This window comes from Massilia sp. CT11-137 (assembly GCF_047302885.1).
GTDB classification, from domain to species: domain Bacteria; phylum Pseudomonadota; class Gammaproteobacteria; order Burkholderiales; family Burkholderiaceae_D; genus Telluria; species Telluria orientalis.
In genome coordinates, this window is sequence record NZ_JBKYMP010000001.1 from 2,073,448 (window position 1) to 2,086,937 (window position 13,490).

At 63.6% G+C, this 13,490-nt stretch carries 14 protein-coding genes; 5 read left to right on the plus strand and 9 right to left on the minus strand.

The window, feature by feature from the left end; translation table 11 throughout:
- Positions 1–36 precede the first annotated feature (36 nt).
- From ACEN98_RS09360 to ACEN98_RS09370, 3 genes are read left to right on the plus strand one after another with little or no spacing between them, the layout of a single operon-like run.
- The gene (locus tag ACEN98_RS09360; protein ID WP_413383727.1) at positions 37–435 is read left to right on the plus strand and encodes a hypothetical protein; all 399 of its coding nucleotides are present in this window, start codon (positions 37–39) and stop codon (positions 433–435) included.
- The gene (locus ACEN98_RS09365; RefSeq protein ID WP_413383730.1) at positions 435–962 is read left to right on the plus strand and encodes a glycoside hydrolase family 19 protein; all 528 of its coding nucleotides are present in this window, start codon (positions 435–437) and stop codon (positions 960–962) included. The genes ACEN98_RS09360 and ACEN98_RS09365 overlap by 1 nt, the downstream gene beginning before the upstream one ends.
- On the plus strand, positions 959–1,447 hold the full coding sequence (locus ACEN98_RS09370; protein ID WP_413383733.1) for a hypothetical protein: 489 nt from the start codon (positions 959–961) through the stop codon (positions 1,445–1,447). Before ACEN98_RS09365 ends, ACEN98_RS09370 begins: the two co-directional genes overlap by 4 nt.
- 128 nt (positions 1,448–1,575) lie before the next feature.
- Here ACEN98_RS09370 and ACEN98_RS09375 read toward each other — a convergent pair whose 3' ends face one another.
- From ACEN98_RS09375 to cphA (ACEN98_RS09415), 9 genes are all read right to left on the minus strand, one after another.
- A complete protein-coding gene (locus ACEN98_RS09375) occupies positions 1,576–1,980 on the minus strand; it encodes an STY0301 family protein (protein ID WP_413383735.1) in 405 nt (134 codons plus the stop codon).
- Positions 1,977–2,405, minus strand: coding sequence for a BPSL0067 family protein (locus ACEN98_RS09380; protein WP_413383738.1), 429 nt, complete (start codon positions 2,403–2,405; stop codon positions 1,977–1,979). The genes ACEN98_RS09375 and ACEN98_RS09380 overlap by 4 nt, the downstream gene beginning before the upstream one ends.
- Before the next feature lie 134 nt (positions 2,406–2,539).
- On the minus strand, positions 2,540–3,532 hold the full coding sequence (locus ACEN98_RS09385; RefSeq protein ID WP_413383741.1) for a hypothetical protein: 993 nt from the start codon (positions 3,530–3,532) through the stop codon (positions 2,540–2,542).
- Between the two features lie 382 nt (positions 3,533–3,914).
- Complete coding sequence (locus ACEN98_RS09390; protein WP_413383744.1) at positions 3,915–4,343, minus strand: type II toxin-antitoxin system YafO family toxin; 429 nt, start codon at positions 4,341–4,343, stop codon at positions 3,915–3,917.
- Positions 4,344–4,426: 83 nt separating this feature from the next.
- The gene (locus ACEN98_RS09395) at positions 4,427–4,669 is read right to left on the minus strand and encodes a hypothetical protein (RefSeq protein ID WP_413383747.1); all 243 of its coding nucleotides are present in this window, start codon (positions 4,667–4,669) and stop codon (positions 4,427–4,429) included.
- Between the two features lie 112 nt (positions 4,670–4,781).
- A complete protein-coding gene (locus ACEN98_RS09400; protein ID WP_413383750.1) occupies positions 4,782–4,997 on the minus strand; it encodes a hypothetical protein in 216 nt (71 codons plus the stop codon).
- A 71-nt stretch (positions 4,998–5,068) separates the two neighbouring features.
- Positions 5,069–5,437, minus strand: coding sequence for a hypothetical protein (locus ACEN98_RS09405; RefSeq protein WP_413337230.1), 369 nt, complete (start codon positions 5,435–5,437; stop codon positions 5,069–5,071).
- A gap of 166 nt (positions 5,438–5,603) precedes the next feature.
- Positions 5,604–8,174, minus strand: coding sequence for a cyanophycin synthetase (gene cphA, locus ACEN98_RS09410; protein ID WP_413383753.1), 2,571 nt, complete (start codon positions 8,172–8,174; stop codon positions 5,604–5,606).
- 53 nt (positions 8,175–8,227) lie between these two features.
- Complete coding sequence (cphA, locus tag ACEN98_RS09415; protein WP_413383756.1) at positions 8,228–10,405, minus strand: cyanophycin synthetase; 2,178 nt, start codon at positions 10,403–10,405, stop codon at positions 8,228–8,230.
- 307 nt (positions 10,406–10,712) lie between these two features.
- Here cphA (ACEN98_RS09415) and ACEN98_RS09420 point away from each other — a divergent pair, with 307 nt between their 5' ends.
- Positions 10,713–13,001: an ABC transporter ATP-binding protein gene (locus ACEN98_RS09420; RefSeq protein ID WP_413383758.1), complete on the plus strand. Its 2,289-nt coding sequence runs from the start codon at positions 10,713–10,715 to the stop codon at positions 12,999–13,001.
- Positions 13,002–13,004: 3 nt separating this feature from the next.
- Positions 13,005–13,472, plus strand: coding sequence for a DUF1854 domain-containing protein (locus tag ACEN98_RS09425; RefSeq protein WP_413383760.1), 468 nt, complete (start codon positions 13,005–13,007; stop codon positions 13,470–13,472).
- The last annotated feature ends 18 nt before the right edge of the window (positions 13,473–13,490 follow it).

The window sequence follows — 13,490 nt, forward strand, 5'->3', positions numbered from 1 at the left end:
GCAACTACTACCACACCTACCATGAAAGTAAATGAAATGAGCGAACCCATCACGACCGGCGCGGCCGGCGTCGCAGGCTGGAAAATCCTGGGCGGCCTGGCCGGCACCGGCGTCGGCGCAGGCCTGGCCGCATACATCGTCATGTCCATGACGAAGCCGAAGACCGATCAAGAATGGCACGTTGCCCTTATCTGCACGCTCGTCGGGTCCATCGGCGGCGGCGCCTGCCTGATCAGCTGGCTCGGGCTCCAGCGCTGGGCCGATGACATTTTCGGCCTCGTTGGCATGTTCGGTATTGCGTTCGCGTGCGGCCTGCCGGCGTGGCTGATCATCCGCGCGTTGTTCATCTACATCGACAAGCGCCGCGACGCCGATATCACGCAGATCATCGCGGACGGCGCGCAAGCTGCGAAAGCCGTGAAGGATGCGATCTGATGGACGCCGACGACCTCCGCAGCATCATGCCGCTCGCCCGCAAGCTGGCCGACCTCTTCGCCACGCCGTTGACGTCCGCGATGGCCGAGTTCGGCATCGACACGCCGCAGCGCCAAGCCAGCTTCATTGCCCAGATCGCGCACGAAAGTGGCCAACTGCGTTTCACTCGCGAGATGTGGGGACCGACGCCAGCGCAGCGCGGATATGAAGGCCGTGTCGATCTCGGCAACACGTACCCGGGCGATGGCTTCCGCTATCGCGGCCGCGGCCTGATCCAGATCACCGGCCGCGCGAACTACAGGACGTGCGGGGCGATGCTGGGATTCGACTTGCTGAGCTCCCCGGAACTGCTTGAAGGGCCGACGCTGGCTGCGCGGTCGGCGGCGTGGTTCTGGCGCAAGCACAGTTTGAATGCGCTGGCCGATGCAGGCGAACAGGTCGAGATCTGCCGGCGCATCAACGGCGGCAAGAATGGCCTGCAGGAGCGTCTCAACTTCTATGCTGCGGCACGGAAGGTCATCGTATGAGCCGCATCGGAGACCCGCTGATCGGCGTCGTGCTGGCGGTTCTGCTTGCCGTGGGTGGATGGCTTGGCCTGCGCCACTATGGCGCCGAACGATACGACGCGGGCCACGCTGCGGCGATCGCCGAGCGCGCTGCAGCCGACGCCGCTGCCGTGGTGAAGCGCACGCGCGAAAACGCTACGACGGCCGCCCACCAGGTGGCCAGCAACGCAACCATTACGGAGAAAAATCATGAAGAAATTCAGCCTGTGCGCGAGCGCATTGTTACTCGTCGCGTGTACGTCGGCTCCGCGTTATGTGGTGACCGACCTGCCGCCCCCACCGAAGCGCAAAGCGCCGGCGGCAGCAACGAAGCCGATCCACCCGGCAGGCTGGTTCGACAAGACGCTGAGCGAGATATTAGAGCGCTGAAGCTGCAGGTCGAGGAAGACCTGGCCACGGGGCGTTCGTGCCAGGCCGTGCTCAAGGACGAAGGCATGGTGCCGTGACGGACCCGCACATCATCGCCCGGGCCGCGCGCCCGAGCTGGTGCTGCGCGTGGTATAGGGTCAGCCGGTCATCGTGCCACCGGCACTGCGGCCGCAGCCAGCCCCACCCAGCTCGACGCCCGTTGGTACTACTTGCACGTCGCCTTGACGGTCATCGGGACGTTCCGACCTTCGCGGACCTGCACGACGCAGCTGGTCACCTTCGGGTTGATCTGTTCCCACCATGCGATCGTCCTGTCCTCGCCGTAGAAGCAGACGAGCCACTTGCTCTCACCTGGCTCGAAGCCATGGTGCAAGTCTCGGCCGCCCTTCACCTTGTGCGGCTCGCCGACCAACGCCTGTTTGCCGTTGATCTCGCCAGCGTACATGAGGGCGTTGCGGAGCGGGGACTTGGCGACGAAGCCCCCGCCCTTGTGCTGGTACGGTACCTCAGCCAGGGCCGTGTCCGTCGAAGGGTAGAACTTCGGGCACTCGATGACTTGTGAATGCACGGCCGGCGCCAGGGCCGCGCAAAGCAGAAGCGCGCGCCTCATTTCACCACCACGTAAAACTGATCCGCGTTGTCGCTGTCGTGGTGGCCGGCGCCCGGCTGGTAAGGGCGATCGCCGTAAGCCCTGATAGGCCTGGAGTGCACTCGCTGCCCAATCCACTGATCCATGACGATGATCGACGTCGCCCGGCCGCTGGTAACGCTGCGCCCTCCAAACCCCATGAACAATGCTGCGTGTGAACCCTTCTTGTTCGGAAAGCGGAAGCCGCCTTTGCCATCGGGCTCGAAATTGGCGATCACCGTGCCCGGAGCAAGGGAGCGCAGGTCGACTACACGCTGTCCGCGCTTCCAGGTGCTTGTGTGCCCGGCGCTCGTCAGCCGCTGCACGAGCGCGACGCATCCGCCGTCGCCGTACGACGCATGCCCTTCCAGTTTCTCGATTTCCCCGGTATAGACCACGTTGCCCATATGCCCTCCTGTTGTCGATGAAGACATAGTGGGCGTGTTGGGTTTATGGCAACTTGGCAGTCGTCAACTGCCGAGCGGTGTGAGGTCAAGGTGACGGGCGCACGGATGTTTACCTCATAACATCCAGCGGTGCTTTATTCATCCCTTGCTGCGAGCGGTTGCTGTGTGACTGAAATCACGGTTGCTGTTGTGATTTCACCGCGCAGCGAACGAGCGTTTATGCTGAGATAGACCGGTCGCCGGGACCACTCGGCATCTTGTAAAAGTGCTACTTGCGAACGATTAAGTGTTTGATCACGGAACGACGCGAAAAATTCCTGTCCCGTTTGGCGGTTTTCCACCCGCAAGCGGATTTCGTCAGGTCGGCGGAGGTCTGTCGCTAGGATAGTGTAATTACCATTCAGTTGGACCTCTTCCGACTCTGTGCGTCGAGCAGTTCCGATTACGCGGGCTGCCTCGCCTTCAATCTCGAGGTCGTTAACTTCGAGGGAGTTCGCGTTTGCAGCTGAGCGCAGAATGCCTTGTCGGGCATCATCGAAATCATCACGCGTGTGGCGTAGAGCAGGCACACGTGTCAGCGCATCCGCCATGATTTTGGCGCGCTTTGTTTCCTCTTGGCTCATGGCAATACGATCACGAGTGGTTTGCTCGATCTGTTTGTCATCGCTCCGGTGCTTGAGGAAAGCTTTGTAGGCCAACAAACTGGCCCCGGTAACGGTAATGCCAAGCACGGTGAGCACAAGCATTTCAGGGCTCATTTTCGTAGTAATTGCTGTAGCAAGCTTTTCAGCGAACTCGCCTAGATTGATCTCGAGAACTGAGCTCCCGCGTTTGACCTTGGCCTTGAACTGGACGTCTCGTCGTTCAGTATCGGTCAGGCTTCGGGAGTTTGCAGTGCCGTGAACTGTACGTGCGTAAGCTCTGTTTACTGCACGTTGCAACTCTATCACGGCCTCGGCGATGTCAGAAGTGATCGTCGAGTCGTATCCCGGCCCTTTGAGGCGGATCTGTAAGAACGGCCAACCGTCGAATTTTAGTTCAAGCGGGGTGTCGCCGATCTTGTTTTTCAGAGCTTTCTCGAGATACTCGAAGGCTTTTTCTTCACTGTCGATTACAACTTGTTTCAAATCATCCCTCTCTACAGTTGACTTGCAACCGTTCAGCGGTGCACACGTCCGCGTCGGGTTAAGGTAAAGATGGATATTGAACTAGAAATATTGCTTTTGCAACGTGGGTTTTGCCTCGGCGCTTATTTTTAAGGCGTAGCTTTTGGCGTAGCTTTTTCTAAATCGGTTCCGCTGTCATAGGCAAAAGTACCTATGCATCATTGGGGTGTGCTTTTCGGTCGCGAGGCGTTTGGCCGCATCGGCGTTGATTTCGCGTGGAACGTTCATGTGGTCAAGATCGGGGACAGCGGGGCAAGAGGGTGCCAGGACCGCCATTTTACCGCGTCAGCGTGACCTGGGGAGGGCTCGCTGCGGCACGCGCCAAGTCAAGGCCGTCACCGCGTTAGTTTGACCTGGAATAATTTACATCGATGAAATTTGCCGGCTGTCTCGCGTCATGGTTGAACGCCTGCGCGATCCTAATGTATTCATTCATCACCGCGATTTCGATCGGGGTACGCTTTTTGATGAACTCATGCGCGTTTGGATTCTCCAGAATGCCAATCAATAAATAGGTTTCCCTTTTCGTGAAACCATTGATATTGCACGCATAAACAAGCGCTTTATTGCTTGTTTTTCGCGATGGAGGACGCCGTTTGAAGTCGATGTTCCATTGGGCATACAACGGATCGTCCTCCGGCGGCACCATATGGGCATGGCGCAACGTGTCGGGAGGACTGGCTGGCGGGACGTAGAAGCCGTCCTTGCCGAAAATATAGCTTTCGTGTTCGCCCGCTGGACCGAGTTTTTTCCACTCGAAAAAATCCGTCAACAGTTGGTTGATCTCGTGAAACGATAAGGCGCCACTAAGGAGAGTCGAAATTTTTACCGAAACTTTAAGAGTCAAAGAAACCCCTATTCTTGCTCGAACGGCTTGCCGAACAAGGCGCGGTATTGCTCCTCTGGGGTCAGCTTTTTATTTCGGTAGATGGACTTATAGACGTCCAGCGTTTCTGGTGCGCCACCCGCGGCGATGGTACCCTGCTTGCGACGATACTTTTCCAACGCTGCGTTGGAAACCTTTGAGCCTACGGTCAACCTGGCGAACGCAGAGCGCAAAAATTCGAGACTTGTTTGAGCGTGAGTATAAATGATCATGACATGCTCCTTTGCTCCAAGTGTATCACGCTCGATGCGGGGCCGGACAGCGACTGTTCGGCCACGGCCGCACGCCGATGACAGGAAACAAGGCAGCACATGTGCGGCTCGGTCATGAAATCGAACCGCGCCGTCGCTTGCCCTGCACCGCCAACACCCTGAGCGCCGTCTCCAGCCCCACGCGCCGATACTCCATCGCCCTTGCCGCCGCGTGCACGCCCCGCGCCCGCAACGCATCCTGCACACTCTCGGCCGTCCAGCGGTCGCTCCGCCGTTCACCGAGCATTTTCTTCAGCAAGCCCTGGTCGTCGATCCATCGGTAAGTCATGACGTCCTCCTTGTGGTTGAGGACATCAGTTTCCCGTTAATTTCGCCAAGGCAACTTACTGGGCATCAAGTTCAGGACAGGCGCGCGTGGTTGAGGATGAGCCAGGCCACGGTGATGACGACCATGCCGGTAAAGGTCACGCACGACCACGTGAAGAACCAGGCCGACACGATCCCGGCCTGCAGCACCTTCTCGAACAGGATGCCGAGCGCGAAATCGAAGGCGGTCAGGAACGACCAGCGCCGCAGGTAGACGGGCAGGTAGCGGCTCATTTTGCGGTTGTGCTGGTGCGCGGCGTGCCGTTCGATGCGGTCGCGCGCGGCGCTGACGTCGCGGAACAGCCAGTCGAAGAACAGGAAGCGGTACAGGAGGCGCCGGAAGGGCATTTCCGGGGCCGGGTCGTTGTCTGCAACGGGGTGGGATTGCTTGTCGATCGTCATGGTTGCACCGCTCGCTCGAATTCTCATTCATGGTATGCCAGATGCCGCGCCTGGCCACGTTCGTTGCCTAACGTAGCGTGCGCGGTGCCTGACGTTTCTGAGCAGCACCAATAAAAAGCAAAACGGGCGCTCGCGGCGCCCGTTTCGGAACAACGGCCAGAGGGCGTCAGCCTTCCTTGACCCGCTTGGCGATGTGCGCCAGCGCCTCGTCCACCTGGTCGATCAGGATCAGCGACAGGTCGCCCGGCCGCAGGCGTTCGAGCGCCTTGTCGATGGCGACGAACTCGCCCTTGATCTCGTCGATGTGCGTCGTCCGGGGCGCGCCGGCGAGGCCCTCGCGCAGCAGGCCCACGACTTCGCCCTCGAGGCGGCCGCGCTGGCACTGGTCTTCGTACAGCAGCACGTCGTCGAACGCTTTACCCAGGATGCGGGTCTGGTCGCGGATGTCCTCGTCGCGGCGGTCGCCCGCGCCCGAGATCACCACCGAGCGGCGCTTGGCCGGCATCGATTCGACGGCGTTCACGAGGGCCTGGATCGCGTCCGGGTTGTGGCCGTAGTCGGCGATGACCGTCGCGCCGCGGTAGTCGAACACGTTGAAGCGGCCGGGCGCGTTGTCGCTCTCGCCGACGAACGTCTTGAGACCCACGCGGATCGCATCCCACGAGATGCCGACGGCCCACGCGGCGGCCACGGACGCCATCACGTTCTCGACCTGGAAGCCGATCACGCCGCCGCGGGTGATGGGCACCTCGGCCAGTGGCACGCGTTCTTCGTTCTTGCCTTGCGCCGCGACGAGGTGGCCCTTGTCGACGTAGACGATGCGGCGGCCCTGCGCGCGGTGCTTCTGCATGACGGGCAGCGAGCAGTCCGCGGCGAAATAAGTGATGTCGCCCTTCGTGTTCTCGGCCATGCCCGCGACGATCGGGTCGGCCGCGTTCAGCACGGCCATCCCGTTCGGCGCGACGTTCTGCACGATCACGCGCTTCAGGACCGCGAGGTCTTCCAGCGTGGTGATGTAGTTCAGGCCCAGGTGGTCGCCCGAGCCGATGTTGGTGACGACGCCGACCTGGCAGCGGTCGTACGCGAGACCCTCGCGCAGGATGCCGCCGCGCGCCGTCTCGAACACGGCCGCGTCGACGTCCGGGTGCAGCAGCACGTTGCGCGCGCTGCGCGGGCCGCTGCAGTCGCCGCTGTCGATGCGGCGGCCCTGGATGTACACGCCGTCCGTATTCGTCATGCCGGTGCGCAGGCCGGAGCTTGCGAGCAGGTGCGCGATCAGGCGCACGGTCGTCGTCTTGCCGTTCGTGCCCGTCACGGCGACGACCGGGATGCGGCCGTCGTCGCCCGGACCGTACAGCGTGTCCATGATGGCTTCGCCGACGGCGCGGCCCTTGCCGAACGACGGCGAGATGTGCATGCGCAGGCCCGGCGCGGCGTTCACTTCGACGATGCCGCCGCCCTGGTCCTCGATGGGTTTCAGCACGCTGTCGCACACGAGGTCGACGCCGCAAATGTCCAGGCCGACCATGTGCGCGGCCGCGATGGCGCGCGCCGCCACTTCCGGATGCACGTCGTCCGTGACGTCGGTGGCGGCGCCGCCCGTCGACAGGTTCGCGTTGTTGCGCAGGGTGACGCGCCGGCCCTTCGGCGGGACCGATTCCGCGTCATAGCCCTGCTTCGCCAGCGAGGCGAGGGCGATGTCGTCGAAGCGGATCTTCGTGAGCGACGTCGCGTGGCCGTCGCCGCGGCGCGGGTCCTTGTTGACGATGTCGACGAGCTGGCGCACGGTGTGCACGCCATCGCCCACGACGTGCGGCGGGTCGCGGCGCGCGGCGGCGACGAGCTTGTTGCCGACGACGAGCAGGCGGTAGTCGTGGCCCGGCAGGTATTTTTCGACCATGATCTCGTCGCGGAACTCGGACGCGGCGGCAAAGCCCGCGTCCAGCTGCTCGCGCGTGGTGACGTTCACGGTCACGCCCTTGCCCTGGTTGCCGTCCTTCGGCTTGATCACGACCGGCAGGCCGATTTCCTGGGCGGCGGCCCAGGCGTCGTCCGGATCGTTCACGCTGCGGCCCAGCGGGACGGGCACGCCGGCCGCGTTCAGCAGGGTCTTGGTCAGTTCCTTGTCCTGCGCGATGGATTCCGCGATGGCGCCGGTGGCGTCGATCTCGGCGGCCTGGATGCGGCGCTGGCGGCTGCCCCAGCCGAATTGCACGAGGCTGCCCTCGGTCAGGCGGCGGAACGGGATGCCGCGCGCGACGGCGGCGTGTACGATCGAACCCGTCGACGGGCCGAGGCGCACGTCCTCGTCCAGGTCGCGCAGCTGCTTCAGCGCGCCTTCGAGGTCGAACGGCTGGTCGTTGCGGGCCGCGGCGCACAGCTGCCCGGCCAGTTCCATTGCGAGGCGGCCGACGTCTTCTTCGCTGTACTCGACGACGACCTGGTAGATGCCGCGCTCCAGCGTGGCGGTCGTGCGGCTGAACGTGACGGGGCAGCCGGCCTGCGCCTGCAGGGCCAGCGCGGCGACTTCCAGCACCTGGGCCAGCGGGATCGTGTCGTCATGGCCGGTCGGCTGCAGCGGCCAGATTTCCGGGAACAGGGCGCGCAGGCGCGTCTCGAAGCCGGGCAGGGCGCCGATCGATTCCTCTTCCGGCGCGCAGGCGACGATCGCCTCGATCGACGTGTGGTGGCTCCAGAGGTTGGGACCGCGCAGGGCGCGTACGCGTGATACTTCCATAAGTCTTTCCTTTAGGGTCTTGCGGTATCGGCCCGGTCATGCCAGGCTCGCCATTAGGCCTTTTTCTTTTTGCCGGCCGGGTCGAACGTGCGCAGGCCGGCGCAGATCAGGTCCGTCGGCACGTCCAGCGCCCAGCCGGCCAGCGCGGCCGCGAGCAGGGCATTCGGCTGCGCCGCGGTGGCGGGCTTCACTTTGTCGATACCCAGCAGCGGCATTTCCTCGCTGCCCTGGGCCAGGACGATGTGGTGGTTGCGCACGAATGCGACGCGGCCGCCGCCCGCGCGGTGCGCGGCCAGGGTGGCGTTGGCTTCGTCCTGCGCGTAGAACAGCACGGCGCCGTCGGACAGTTCGGCCAGCGCGGCCACGCGTTCATCGGCCGCGTTCAGCACGGCCGCGCCATCGGACAGCACGACGTCGACCTGGCTGCGCACCACGTTGTAGAGCGCATCGTCGTCGCGCACGTACAGGTCGGCCACGTCGGCCACGCTGCCCATGTCGGTCACGATGCCGACGAGGCAGCGGTCGTACGGCAGGCCCTCGGTCAGGATCGTGCGCGCGTTCGATTCGAACACGGCGGCCTGCACGGTGCGGTTGATCAGCAGGCGCTGGCCGGCGTCGAAGCGGGTGCCGTCCTGCGCCGTGACCTGGCGGCCGTCGAGGAACAGGCCCTCGCGGTTGGCCACGCCCACGTGCTTGCCGGCCAGGTTCAGCACGGTGCCGACGAGGCGCGCGGCGAGTGCCGCGTCCGTGGTGCCCGTGACGCCCACGAGCGGGATGCGGCCCGTCTCGCCCTCGGCGAACAGGTGTTCCACGATCGCCTTGCCCACGTTGCGCGGCTCGCCCTTGGCGGGCTTGATGTGCGCGAGCAGGCCCGGGCTGGAATTGACTTCGATGATAGCGCCGCGCTGCTCCTCCAGCGGGCGCGAGATGTCTTCGCACACGAGGTCGATGCCGGCGATGTCCAGGCCGACGACGCGCGCGGCCAGCGCGGCCACGTACGCGACTTCCGGGTGGACCTCGTCCGTGACGTCGTCGGCCACGTTGCCGTTCAACTGGATCAGCACTTTCTGGCCGGCCTGCGGGACCGAAGCCGGCGTGAGGCCCTGGCGTTGCAGGTCCAGCTTGACCTCGTCGCTTTCGGCCGGCACGACGGGGCTGAGCGGGAATTCTTCGGAATTGCCGCGGCGCGGATCGATGTTGATCTGGCCGTCGCACAGCTGCGTGACGGTGGAGGTGCCGTCGCCGACGACCCACAGCGATTCGCCCTTGGCGGCGGCGACGACTTTCGAGCCGACGACGAGCAGGCGGTGTTCGTTGCCGGGAATGAAGCGCTCGACGAGGACGGCGCTGGAATCGCCTTCTTCGGACGCGATGGCGTAGGCGGCATGCACGTCCGCTTCCGACATCAGGTTCAGCGACACGCCGCGGCCATGGTTGCCGTCGACGGGTTTGATGGCGACCGGCAGGCCGATGTCCTGCGCTTCTTCCCACGCGGCTGCCGCGCTGCGCACGACCGACCCTTCCGGCACCGGCACGCCGCAGGAGGCGAGCAGGGTCTTGGTCAGGTCCTTGTCGCTGGCGATGGATTCGCCGATGGCGCTCGTGCGGTCCGTCTCGGCCGTCCAGATGCGGCGCTGCGCGCTGCCGTGGCCCAGTTGCACGAGGTTGCCTTCGGTCAGGCGGATGGACGGAATGCGGCGGTCGGTGGCGGCGTCGACGATGTGGCCGGTCGAGGGGCCCAGGCAGTAGCGGTCGACCAGTTCCGTCAGCGCATCGACCTTGGCCTGCAGGTCGAACGGGGTGTCGTTGATGGCGGCCATCAGCAGCGCGTGGCCAGCCTGCAGGGCGGCACGGCCGACGGTTTCGTCGCGCGTGCGGAATGCCATTTTATAAATGCCGCGGTCGGCGGTGGAGCGGGTTTTACCGAAACCGGTCTTCATGCCGGCCAGGTTCTGCAATTCGAGGACGATGTGTTCGAGGATGTGACCGGACCACGTGCCGTCGCGCAGGCGCTCCAGGAAGCCGCCCCGTTCGCCGACGCCGCAGCGGTGTTCGATCAGGCCCGGCAGCCAGGCGGTGAGGCGTTCATACAGGCCGGGGAGTTTATTCGAAGGACATTCTTCGAGTTCGCCGATGTCGAGCCACGTTTCGATGACAGGGCGGTAGGTCCAGATGTTCGGTCCACGCAGGTGGTTTACACGAAGAATTGCAATGTCTTTCTTATTTGTCATGAAAATATCCAGCCACGCGACGACCGCTCTCTCATCGCGTGGCATTGCCTAAGTTTGCACATCGATGGCCAAAGACGCTGCCGGATCGCGGCCCCGTCTTCCTCTCTTTCCATAATGCACATGTTGTATACTTGCCGGAACGAAGCTTACCGTGCCGAACCGATTTCTGCCACTCTGGCCCCTCCGATAGAATACCGTACACGCCGAAGCGCCGCGTTTCGGAAGGTGCGCGTGTCAACGGCAACACCGCCCTCAACGTTCCATCGTACAGATCAGAACCAAAACTCGCCTTTGCCGGCGGCATCACATGACAACTCAACAACTTATTCCCTCCGGTCCGCAGGCGTTGACCGCCGGTTTCCTGCCTGAGCACTGGCAGGCGGACGTCGCGAAGAAGCTTGCGCCAGGGGAAAACGTTTTAAACAGCGTCGAGGTTGACCTCGATGCGAAATTACGTTTCACCAAAGGTATTCTTGTCGTCACGAATTATCGCCTGCTGACCCGCGCACCCGGCGACACGATATGGCGCGACTGGCCGTATCGTGCCGGTTTGACAATGCGCCACCACGACCATGCGGGCGTCGGCCACCTCGAACTCGTCGACCAGAACGGCCTGCTGGCGGCCTGGCGCTTTACCTTGGGCCAGAATCTGCAAGCCATCCGCGTCGTGGACCAGTTCCAGGACCAGGTCGAAAGCCACGTCAGCGGCGTCGCCGTGCAATCGCCCGAGCAACATACTTGCCCGAGTTGCAAGGCACCGCTGGAACCGGACCAGGAAGACTGCCCGATCTGCACCAAGGTGCTGCATACGCCGCCGTCGACCTGGACCCTGTTCCGCCTGTGGCGCTTCGCCCGGCCTTACAAGGGGCAGTTGCTCCTCGGATTCTTGCTCATGTTGGCAAGTACCGGCGCACACATGATTCCGCCGTATCTGACGATGCCGCTGATGGACAACGTGCTGATCCCGTACCAGAACGGCAAGCACATCGACACGCACCTCGTCTACATGTACATGGGCGGCCTGTTCGCATCGAGCATGCTGGCCTGGGCGCTGGGCTGGGGCCGCACCTACATCCTCGCCCTCGTGTCCGAGCGGATGGGCGCCGACATGCGTTCCGAAACCTATGAACACCTGCTGAGATTGTCGCTGGAATTCTTCGGAGGCAAGCGCACGGGCGACCTCATGTCGCGCATCGGCAGCGGCTCGGACCGCATCTGCGTGTTCCTGTCGCTGCACCTGCTGGACTTCCTGTCCGACGTCCTCATGATCATCATGACGGGCGTGATCCTGTTCAGCATCAATGCCAAGCTCGCCCTGATCACGCTCGTGCCGCTGCCGTTCATCGCGTGGATGATCCACGTCGTCCGCGACAAGCTGCGTACCGGCTTCGAAAAGATCGACCGCGTGTGGGGCGAGGTCACGAACGTGCTGGCCGACACCATCCCCGGCATCCGCGTCGTGAAGGCGTTCGCGCAGGAGCATCGCGAGGCGTCGCGTTTCCGCGATGCCAATAAACACAACCTGGCCGTCAACGACAAATTGAACAAGGTGTGGTCGCTGTTCTCGCCGACCGTGTCGCTGCTGACGGAACTGGGCCTGCTCATCATCTGGTGCTTCGGCATCTGGCAGGTGAGCCAGCAGGAGATCACCGTCGGCGTGCTGTCGGCGTTCATCGCGTACAGCGGCCGCTTCTACGTCCGCCTCGATTCGATGAGCCGCATCGTGTCCGTCACGCAGAAATCCGCGTCGGCCGCGAAGCGCATCTTCGACATCCTCGACCACGTGTCGAGCGTTCCCGAGCCCGTCAACCCGGTGAAACTGGACAAGGTCGAGGGCAACATCGCGCTGCGCGAAGTGGGCTTCCGCTACGGCAACCGCGCCGTCAACCGCGGCATCTCGCTGAACATCAAGGCCGGCGAGATGGTGGGCCTCGTGGGCCACTCCGGCTCGGGCAAGAGCACCCTGGTCAACCTGATCTGCCGCTTCTACGACGTGGCGGAAGGCGCGATCCTGCTGGACGGTCGCGACATCCGCAGCTTCGCCGTCGCGGACTACCGCCGCCACATCGGCCTCGTGCTGCAGGAGCCATTCCTGTTCTTCGGCACCATCGCGGACAACATCGCCTACGGCAAGCCGGATGCGACGCGCGAAGAGATCATCGCCGCCGCCCGCGCCGCGCACGCCCACGAATTCATCCTGCGCCTGCCGCAGGGGTACGACTCGATGGTCGGGGAGCGGGGCCAGGGCCTGTCCGGCGGCGAGCGCCAGCGCATCTCGATCGCCCGCGCGCTGCTGATCGACCCGCCGATCCTGATCATGGACGAAGCGACGTCCTCGGTCGACTCGGAAACGGAAAAGGAAATCCAGAAGGCGCTGGACAATCTGGTGCAGGGTCGCACGACGATCGCGATCGCGCACCGCCTGTCCACCTTGCACCGCGCCGACCGCCTCGTCGTGCTGGACCGCGGCCAGGTGGTGGAAGAAGGCAACCACGACGAACTGATGGCCCGCGAAGGTGCGTATTACCGCCTGTACGAAGCGCAGGCGCGCAACGTGGACCAGGATCCGGACGACGACGGCAGCAAGGACGACTGAACGATGAATGCAACTTTTCAACTGAAGCGTGACCCGTTCGGGAAGCTGGTCCTGACGAATGCCGAGGGCGAGGAATTCGTGGGCGTCACGCCCGTGCGCTCATTCCCCGTGCAGGCGCCCTCGAAGGGCATCTCGCTCGTGCGCGACGGCGGCAAGGAAGTCGCGTGGATCGACGACCTCGACACGATGCCGGCCGACATCCGCGCGCTCGTGACGGAAGAACTCGATGGCCGCGAATTCATGCCCGAGATTTTGTCGATCAAGGGCGTGTCCAGCTATGCCACGCCGTGTACGTGGACCGTGAAAACCGACCGCGGCGACACCGAGTTCGTGCTCAAGGGCGAGGAAGACATCCGCCGGCTGGGCACGTATTCGCTGCTGATCGCGGACAGCCATGGCATCCACTTCCTCATCCGCGACATGTTCGCCGTCGACAAGGGGAGCCGGAAGATTCTCGACCGGTTCCTGTAAGCGCCGGACCTGCGCCGT